We start from the raw sequence: 8892 nt of genomic DNA on the forward strand, positions 1-8892 counted from the left end.
GCGGGCGGGCGTTGCTGATCGCCTCCTGCCCCAGCCGGTAGGCGGCGACGTCCACCGCCACCGGAAGCGGGTGGTCCGGGCCGGACACCGACAGCGTGACCGCCGTACCGGCTCGGCGTGCCTCCGCCACCAGCTCGTCGACCGATCCCATCGAGGGCAGCGGGCTCCGGTCGTCCTCGGGGGTGTCGGCGCGCAGAACGCCCACCAGCTGCCGCAGCGCCGACAGCGTAGACCGTCCCTGGCCGCGAATATCGCGCAGCGCCTCCCGCACCAGCGCGGGATCGCGTTCCGCCAGCCGGTCGGCGGCCCCGGCCTGGACGACGATCGCGGAGAGGTCGTGGGCGGCGACGTCGTGCAGTTCCCTGGCGATCCTGGCGCGCTCCTCCCGCACCGCCGCCCTGGCGCGTTCGGCGCGTTCGGCGGTCAGCCGTTCCACCCGGGCGGCCAGTTCGTCCAGGTAGTCCCGCCTCGTTCGCGTGTAGAGCCCGAGGAGGCCGGCCAGGCCGTAGGAGAACAGCGACGCCAACAGCAGGTTCCGCGCGTTGCTGCCGTCATTGCCCCAGAAGGTCGGCAACGGGGTGAGGCGGCCGTCGAGCACCGCGACCGACAGCAGACCGCCCACCGCGTGCACCAGGGCGAGGACGCCGAGCGCGAGCACCACCCGCCGCCGGGGTAGCAGGGTGCCCACCGTGTAGGCGCACACGACCAGACCGAGGCCGGTGCCCGCGTAGACGAAGGGCAGCAGCGAGGCCACCAGGACGACGGCGGTGGCCAGCACCAGCGCGGTGCGGGGCACGAGTCGCCGCAGCGCGAGGGTCGCGACGTCAGCGGTGGCGACGAGGTTCATCAGGACGACGGTCCACAGCGGTTCCGGCAGGATGCCGCCGTTCACCGCCAGCGCCGCGCCCACCCGGACGACCAGGAGCAGGAGTGCCAGCCCCAGGGCCACCACCGAGTCCCTGGCGACGGGGGTCCGCGCCCCGATCCCGGTCAGCGCCCGGGTCCACCACCGGAGCCGAGGTGCTGGTGGTGGGGTCGCCGCCAGTGCCGGCTGCCTGCCCACCACCCCGCGCCGGCCACCCGCGCCAGTCACCGGGAGGCGCCGTTCCCCGGCTCCACGCGTGCCGGCAGCCACCGCCAGTAGGTGACGCACCGCCATGCCCATTCGGCGGGACCGTAGCGGAAGTGGCGGGTCCACAACGGGCTCCACACGGCCTGGGCCAGCAGGATGCCGACCCCGAGGGCGGTCGCGGTCCCCCAGGCGGAGGAGCCCGGGAGGTCGAGGGCCGTCCCCAGCGCCACGAACAGCAGGGTCGCGGAGAGGTAGTTCGTCAGCGCCAGCCTGCCCAACGGGGCCAGCAGCGCGGTCAGGGCCGATCCCACCACGGGAACCGCCAGCAGCGCGAGGAACGCGGCGGCGTAGGCGGCGGCCATCGAGAACGAGAACAGCAGGCCGACGCGGCGGGTCACCCCCTCGGCGAGACCACTGTGCACCACCACCCAGTAGGAGCCGGCCGCGATCACCGCCGCGATCCCCGAGGAGAGGGCGAGCACCGCCGTCCGCTCGGGAAGGCGGGTCGCCACCCCCAGCTGCGCGAGGGCGAATCCCAGCACGAAGAGGCCGGGCAACAGCCCGAGGCCCCCGACGCCGGCCGCCAGCCCCAGGGTCGTCAGCGCCAGACCGACGACCAGGTTGACCCGGCCGGTGCAGAAGCTGAGCGGCAGCAGCACCAGCAGGCCCGTGACCGCGAAGGGCAGCAGCACCTCTCCCGGTTGCAGCAGGTGGTGCGCGGCTCCCACCACGCCGAGAGCCACCAGCCGGCGGACCAACAGCGGCCGGGGCCGGTCGGTGCGCTTCGCCGCCGAGCGCAGGAAGAGCCCGAAGCCCACGCCGAAGAGCAGGAAGAAGATCGGGTAGAAGCGGCCGACAGCGAACAGCCGCAGGGCCGCCGGGGCGTCGCCGAGCACGGGCATCATGTCGAGGGTCTGTGGGATGTTGACGAAGATGATCCCGCACAGCGCGAAGCCGCGGAGCGCGTCGAGCGCGTGCACCCTGCCCTGGGGGCGTACCGGAGCGGGCGGTGCGGTCGGTGCTGGGCTCGGGGACGAGGGAGGAGAGGACATGCGTGAATGGTGGCGCACCCCGTCGCGCGATGCCTCCCCCGCGACGACGAGATCTGGCTCCTCCTCGAGGGGGAGGAGCCACCGGGGGTCGGGGTGGCGGCGGTCGCTGCCGGCGGGTCAGCCTGGCCCGGTCCGGGGTCACCGGGCGGACCGGGCAGCCGGCGACGCGCGCCGGCGGAGCGGAACCCGGGTCGCCGGTGGGTGGCGGCGCCCCGTCGGCGGTGCCAGCTGGAGCCGCGGCGACGACGGGGGCAGCAGGCGGCGCGGGGAGGGGAACCGAGCGGTCGCCCGGCGGGACGGCTCCCGTGGCCGAGGTCAACCGCCGGTGGGCTGCTCCGGGGTTGGCGTGCGGCGCCCCTGACCTCCAGGCCGTCGAGGCACGCCCGCGCGGCACGCCGCACCGTCCGGCCCGCCGAGGCCGGTCAGTCCGCCAGGGAGCGCCGGAGGGAGGAGTCCGGCCCGGCGTCCGGGACGACGGGCCGGCATCGCCCCCGCCAGACCGTTCGCGCGCCGGCCCACCAGCCCCCGCTCAGGAGGGGGAGAGCCGGATGCAGGAGGCCGGGCAGGCGGCGGCGGCCTCCCGGACCGCCCCCTCCAGCGCCGCCGGCGGCTGGACGGTGAGCAGGACTACCCGCCCGTCCTCCTCCGACTGGTCGAAGACGTCGGGCGCGAGCGTCACGCACTGCCCGGCGGCGCAACAGGCGTCCGCGTCGACACTGATTCGTATCATCGATCTCCTCCTGGACACGGGGGACCGTTCCCCCGTCACGGCGCCGGAACGGTCACCAGCGGACCGGGAGCGCGTGCACCCCGTAGATCTGGGCGTCGTGCTTGAACGGGATCTCGGCGAGCGGGGCCGCCAACCGGAGGCCCGGAACCCGCTCGAACAGCGTGCGCAACGCGATCTGGAGCTCGGCCCTCGCGAGCTGTTGTCCCAGGCACAGGTGGTCACCGTGACCGAAGGCCAGGTGGTGGCGTGCCTGCCGCGTCACGTCCAGGCGGTCCGGTGGGGAGCCGGGGAAGGCGGCGGGGTCGCGGTTCGCCGCCGGTAGCGACACCACGACCCCGTCGCCCGCCCGGATGGTGACGCCCGAGAGTTCGACGTCCTCGGTCGCGAACCGGCGCTGCCCGGCGTGGATGATCGTCAGGTAGCGCAGCAACTCCTCCACTCCGCGCGTCGTGGCGTCGTCGTCGGCCACCATCAGGGGGATCTGGTCGGGGTGCTCCAGCAGCGCGACCACCCCCAGCCCGATCATGTTCGCCGTGGTCTCGTGACCGGTGTTGAGCAGGAACACACCCAGGTCGGCGGCGTCCTCGGCGGTGAGCTCCCCGGCTCGCACCCGGGCCGCGAGACGGCTGAGCACGTCGTCCTCCGGGTCGCCGCGCTTGTCGTTCACCACGTCGCGGAGGAAGGAGCGCAGCGCCTCGAAGGACCGCAGCTTTTCCTCCATCGGGACGTGCAGGCTGATGACCGTCGACGCGGCGCGCTGGAAGAAGTCGTGGTCCTGGTAGGGGACACCGAGCAGATCGCAGATCACCAGCGAGGGCAGCGGCTGCGCGAACCGGTCGACGAGGTCCACCGGCGGGTCCTCACCGGTCATCTCGTCGAGCAGCTGGTCGGTCAGCCGCTGGATCGTGGGGCGCAGTGCCGTGACCCGCCTGGCCAGGAAGTCCCGGGCCACCAGGGCGCGCAGGGCGCCGTGCTCGGGCGGGTCCTGGGAGGAGAAGAAGACGCGGGGCCGAGGGGGTTCTCCCTCGAACCTGCTCGGGTAGCAGGGGTGCCCGTGCGCGGCGCTGAACCGGCGGTCTCCGAGGACGACGCGGGCGTCGTCGTAGCGGGTCACCAGCCACACCGCCAGCCTGCCGTCCCAGATGCTCACCCGGCTGATCGGCTGGTCCCCGTACTGGCAGGTGTGCTCGGCCGGAGGGTCGAACGGGGCCTCGGGCGTCCTGGACAGGGTGTACGGCGGTAATCGGAGTTCCGGTGACATGGTGCTCCCTCATGGCGGCACCGGGACCGGCGGCCCCGGTCGGGCTGACGGACGGGAACCGCGTGGTCGTGATCCGGCGACAGCGGGGTCACCCGGTCGCTTGACGGAGCCGCCCGGACACCGCTCCACCGGCCGCGTGCCACGGGCCCGCCCGAGTGGTGTGGCGCTGGAGTGCACGTTCACTCGGGACGGAACCCTAGGTCATCGCCGCGTGGCCGTCCACGCCCAGGGTGCGCGTCCGACTACCGGTGGTGCTCGCCCCGGCGGGGCCCCCGCTGTCCCGCGTTCCCGCCCCGCCCCGCGACCGGCCCTCGTTCGGGAGCCCGACACCGGGCCAGGTGGACGGCCCGAACAGGAGTCGACTGGTCTCACGTGGTCGTGCTCGGCCGGCCTCAGCTCCGGGCCAGGGCCGGGTCGGTGACGCCGGCCGGGCAGGCGAGCTGGTCGACGTCCCACCCCGCGCTGGCGGCACCCGCCTGGTAGGCGCTCCGGTAGAAGGCCAGGATCCGCTCCTCCGCGTCCGGCGCCGTACGCACCGCGTCGTAGGGCAGGACCGCCAGGTGGCTTCCCCCGCCGCCCTCCGCCCAGCGGGCGGCGGCCGGTTCGAGGGGGCGGTCGGCCAACCCCTCCGGTTCCGGTGCCGTGTACGAGTAGAAGGTGGGTTCGGGAACGCGGTCGTCACCGAACCAGAACCCGGCGCTGATGACCTCCTCCGAGTACGCCTCCCTGGTGACCGGGTCGGCGTCGGCCGGCTGGGGGACGCGGCGGCCCCGAAACCGGGTGACCGCGATGTCGAAGGTGTGCCAGAAGTGGTGGACCGGGCTGATCTTGCCCCGGAAGTCCGCGCTGAACCGCTCCAACAGCAGGTTGACCCGGCTCAGGACCTGCCAGTACCGCAGGGCGTGCGCCGCGTCGTACGTGCGGTGCTCGGTGTCCTCGCCGAAGGGGCGGCCCTGGTCCGGCAGGTCGAAGGGGTGGTCGAGGGGGATGTGGACCGGCACGCCCAGCGCGTCCAGCGCCGACAGGGTCTGGTCGTGGAAGGAGGCCACCGACTGGCCGACGAGGGAGAAGTGGAGGGCCCGGCCGTCGAGCACCGCGACCCGGAGCTCGTGAGCGACGAGGTCGAGGTCGATCGTGAAGATCATGCCGTCCGCCCCGCCGGTCATGGGTCTCGTCGTCAGACCCCGGCCGGTCAGGTGGAAGGGGACGTTCCACCAGTGGTTGCGGCGGGCACTGGCGGCCAGCCGGATCTTGCCGACGACCTGGAGGTAGCGGTGCAGGGTTTCCTTGGTGGGCCGCCACTCCGCCAGCGGGATCGCGGGAAGGGTCTCCATGGGCCGACGGTAGGCGCGGGGGCCGGGCGGCGCATGTTGGTCAGCCCCGGCGGTCCGGGCCGCCGAGACCAGTCGAGACAGGGTGGGTAGGCGTCCCTCCCGAGGTCCGGCCCGGACCGCCACCGGCGCGGGAGGGACCGGCGATTCCGCTGGTCACCCGCTCCTCCTGGCGGATCGAGCCGTACCGCCCTGGTCCGGACCCCACCTGCTGGGGCGGGGCGGGGGTGTGGCTGACCCGCCCCGGTGGGGAGCTCCTCGCGTCCGGGGCGCGGGGTGGGGAGCGATGGGCGGACCCGCACCGGGCGGGTGGTGCCGAGCCCCCCACCCATCGACCGGCCCCGCATCCGGTGGCCGGATGTGGCCGTTGTGGGGTCGGGATCTTGCGGGGGCACGCGGAAGCTGATCACCGCCGAACCAGCCGTCACGGTCGGCCGTGCGGTCCCCGGGTCGCCCGTCACCCCGGTGGTGGCGGGTCGTAGAAGAGACGCGGGTCGAGCTCCGCGAGTGGGATCAGCGAGGGCGACGTCGGCGCGGGCGGGGTGGGGACGTCCTGAGCGCCAGCCATCCGCAGCCGGACCGCCAGGGCGGGTTCCTCGTCGACGCGCTGGACCAGGGCGTAGCACACCGCGAGCAGGTGGGCCCGTCGGGGCGGCCCGCTCGGGGTGCTCGCCGTCAGCTCGCCCGGGTCGGGAGCGATGCGTGGACCAGCGGCCTCCAGCTCGGCGGCGAGCTCGTCGGGGAGGTCCTCGGGGAGTGTTCCGGATGGTCCGGCGGTCGACCGCAGCCGTCGGCGCGCCGTCCGGATCTCGTCCGGCGTCCAGGGCGGTACGGTCAGCGTGATCACGTGCTCCCGACCGCGTTCGCCGAGCACGGCGCTCACCTGGGTGCCCTGGACGCGGAACTCCCGTACGGCCCGCCTGGCCAGGCCGCGGGCCCGAACCCGGTCGGGGTCCGGCCCGCCGCTGGCCAGGGGTTCGAGGCGCCGCAGCCACGCCTTCCCCCAAGCGGTGCAACCGAACTCGCGGGTCACGGCGCGGCCCCCGGGCGGAGGGCGAGGACGTCGCGGAGCTGGTCGTCGGAGAGGGCGAGCAACTCGGCCTCCTCGCCGGCGGTGATCGCGTCGGCCAGGCCCCGTTTGCGGTCGTGGATCGTGGCGATGTGGTCCTCCAGGGTTCCGGCGGTTCGCAGGGTGTAGATCGTGACGGGCCGGACCTGGCCGATGCGGTGCGCCCGGTCGGACGCCTGGTCCTCGACGGCGGGATTCCACCAGTGGTCGTAGTGGATGACGGTGCTGGCCCGGGTCAGGGTGAGGCCGAAGCCGGCCGCCCGCAGGGACAACACCAGCACTCCCGGCCCGCGGCCGCCCTGGAAGGAGCTGGCGATCCGGTCCCGGGCGTCCGAGGACAGTCCGCCGTGCAGGAACGGGACGGTGACACCGCGCTGTCCGAGGTGTTCGACGAGGAGGCGGCCCATGCTCGTGTACTGGGTGAAGACCAGGCAGCCGGTGCCGCTGCGGAGGGTCTCGTCGAGCATCTCCCCGAGCCGGTCGAACTTGCCGGAGCGTTCGGCCAGCGGGCCGCGCTGGCCGAGGGCCTGAGCGGGGTGGTTGCAGATCTGCTTGAGCCTGGTCAACAGCGCCAGCACGCTGGCTCGCCGCCCGCGACCCGTTCCCAGGCCGTCGGTGAAGGTCTCGTCCAGCGCCGTCTGGTAGAGCTGCCGTTGCTCCTCGCTGAGCGGGCAGGGCACGTCCACGGTCTGCCGGGCGGGCAGCTCCGGGGCGACCTCCGCCTTCGTGCGGCGCAGGACGAACTCCCGCGTCCGCGACGCCAGCCGAGCGGCGGCGGAGGGCGACCCGCGGTGTTGGATCGGGACCACGTAGCGGTCGTGGAACCGTCGGCGGGTGCCCAGGAAGCCGGGAGTGGCCAGGTGGACCAGCGCCCAGAGGTCACCCAGGTCGTTCTCCACCGGGGTGCCGGTCATCACCAGCCGGTACCGGGCGTCGAGCCCCGCGACGGCACGGTGCGCCAGCGTCCTGGGGTTCTTGACCTGCTGGGCCTCGTCGCAGACCACGATCCCCCACCGGCATCCGGTGAACGGGTGGGGAGTTCGCCGCAGGCGGGCGTAGGAGACGACGGTGAGGGTCCCCGGCCGTGGTTCCTCGCCGTCCCGGAGGACGCGGAGGTCGGGGGTGTACCGGGCGGCCTCCCGCCTCCAGTTCGGGGTCACCGAGGTGGGGCAGACCACCAGGTGCGCCTCCCCGGGGTGGTTGGCCATCAGGGCCAGCGCCTGCACCGTCTTGCCCAGCCCCATGTCGTCGGCGAGGAGCGCCCCCCGTTCCCGCCCGGCGAGCCACCGCACACCGGCCAGCTGGTAGCCCCGGAGGGAACCGGCGAACCCGTGGTTCCGGAGGTCGCGGAGGAGCGCCAGCACGCCGAGGACCTCGTCGAGCGTGGCGGCGGCCGTGCGCACGTGCTCCCCGTCGGGAGTCGGGGCGCAGTGCGCGGCGACCGGGAGCGGGTTCGCCGACCTCGTCGGGTCGCGGGCCAGCAGGGTCCACCCGGCGAGGGATCCGCTGTCGCCGGGGGCCGCCCGGCGGGTGCCCAGCCAGTCCCAGCCGGCCAGCAGCGGAACCTCCGCGCCCTCGACCTCCCGGGGTGCGACGGTGTCGCCGTCGGGGACCGCGAGGGTGGTGGTGGCCCGCGTCGAGGGCAGGCCCGGGGCAGGTGGGGCGGGTGTTCCGCCATCCGGGAACCACAGGAACCAGCACGCGCGGTCCTGGAGGTAGGTCCACTGGGGAGCGGGGCTCACGCGTCGCCTTCCACGAGGGCCCGGGTGGCCTCGAGGCTGCCCTCCACGAAGCGGGCGATGACGGCGAGCTCGTCGGCGGTGAACCCGGAGAGGGTGGTCCGGGTTGACCGGTCCAGGGCCGCGTAGTTGGCCACCATCCGTTCACCGGTGCCGGGCAGCGCCTCGACCAGCACCCGACGGCGGTCGCTGTCGTCGGTGGTCCGCCGCACCCAGCCGGCCCGGACCAGCCGCTCCACCAGGTGCGTGATCGCACCGGTGGTCAGGCGGAGGCGTCGGGCGAGCTCGCCGGCCGGGAGGGGGCCGTCGACGATCACCTCGTGCAGGCAGGCGAGGTCGGAGGTGCTGATCCCCGCCTGGCGGGCGATCCCGTCGTTGACGGCGTCCACCGCCGACATCCAGAGCGGGAGCTGCCGGACGATGCGCTCGACCTGGGCTTCGGAGTCCACGGCGCGGCAGTTTAGCTTAATCGCTAAGAGGCTTAGTGATATAGCTTTTTCGGGCCACCCAGCCAGCGGGGCCGCCGCGCCGCCCGGAGGCGACCACCGTGCGGGTCACCCGGCGGCCGGCGCGGTTGACCGGGCAGGCCCTCGGCCGGGGCTTTCGGCTGGTGGAGCTCACCCGAGAAGGGAGCCAGG

8 protein-coding genes are annotated in these 8892 nt (G+C 74.2%); all 8 read right to left on the reverse strand.

Annotation, left to right across the window (positions count from 1 at the left end; translation table 11 throughout):
- Nucleotides 1-1093 (reverse strand): sensor histidine kinase (locus ACTIDRAF_RS0213865; protein WP_157163028.1); only part of this gene is annotated, 1093 nt, incomplete at its 3' end.
- On the reverse strand, nucleotides 1090-2124 hold the full coding sequence (locus ACTIDRAF_RS0213870) for a DUF418 domain-containing protein (RefSeq protein WP_083886284.1): 1035 nt from the start codon (nucleotides 2122-2124) through the stop codon (nucleotides 1090-1092). The genes ACTIDRAF_RS0213865 and ACTIDRAF_RS0213870, both read right to left, overlap by 4 nt.
- Nucleotides 2125-2653: 529 nt before the next feature.
- On the reverse strand, nucleotides 2654-2854 hold the full coding sequence (locus ACTIDRAF_RS0213875) for a ferredoxin (RefSeq protein ID WP_016699337.1): 201 nt from the start codon (nucleotides 2852-2854) through the stop codon (nucleotides 2654-2656).
- 52 nt (nucleotides 2855-2906) lie between these two features.
- Nucleotides 2907-4115, reverse strand: coding sequence for a cytochrome P450 (locus tag ACTIDRAF_RS0213880; protein WP_016699338.1), 1209 nt, complete (start codon nucleotides 4113-4115; stop codon nucleotides 2907-2909).
- A 392-nt stretch (nucleotides 4116-4507) separates the two neighbouring features.
- Nucleotides 4508-5449, reverse strand: a complete 942-nt coding sequence (locus ACTIDRAF_RS0213885; protein ID WP_016699339.1) for a DUF5996 family protein — start codon at nucleotides 5447-5449, stop codon at nucleotides 4508-4510.
- A 454-nt stretch (nucleotides 5450-5903) separates the two neighbouring features.
- Nucleotides 5904-6479 (reverse strand): hypothetical protein, encoded by a 576-nt coding sequence (locus ACTIDRAF_RS0213890; protein WP_016699340.1) that lies wholly within the window; start codon nucleotides 6477-6479, stop codon nucleotides 5904-5906.
- Nucleotides 6476-8257 (reverse strand): DEAD/DEAH box helicase, encoded by a 1782-nt coding sequence (locus ACTIDRAF_RS28830; RefSeq protein ID WP_016699341.1) that lies wholly within the window; start codon nucleotides 8255-8257, stop codon nucleotides 6476-6478. The genes ACTIDRAF_RS0213890 and ACTIDRAF_RS28830 overlap by 4 nt, the downstream gene beginning before the upstream one ends.
- Nucleotides 8254-8703: a MarR family winged helix-turn-helix transcriptional regulator gene (locus tag ACTIDRAF_RS28835; RefSeq protein ID WP_016699342.1), complete on the reverse strand. Its 450-nt coding sequence runs from the start codon at nucleotides 8701-8703 to the stop codon at nucleotides 8254-8256. Before ACTIDRAF_RS28835 ends, ACTIDRAF_RS28830 begins: the two co-directional genes overlap by 4 nt.
- Nucleotides 8704-8892: the final 189 nt, after the last annotated feature.

This window comes from Actinoalloteichus spitiensis RMV-1378, from assembly GCF_000239155.1.
Classification (GTDB): Bacteria; Actinomycetota; Actinomycetes; order Mycobacteriales; family Pseudonocardiaceae; genus Actinoalloteichus_B; species Actinoalloteichus_B spitiensis.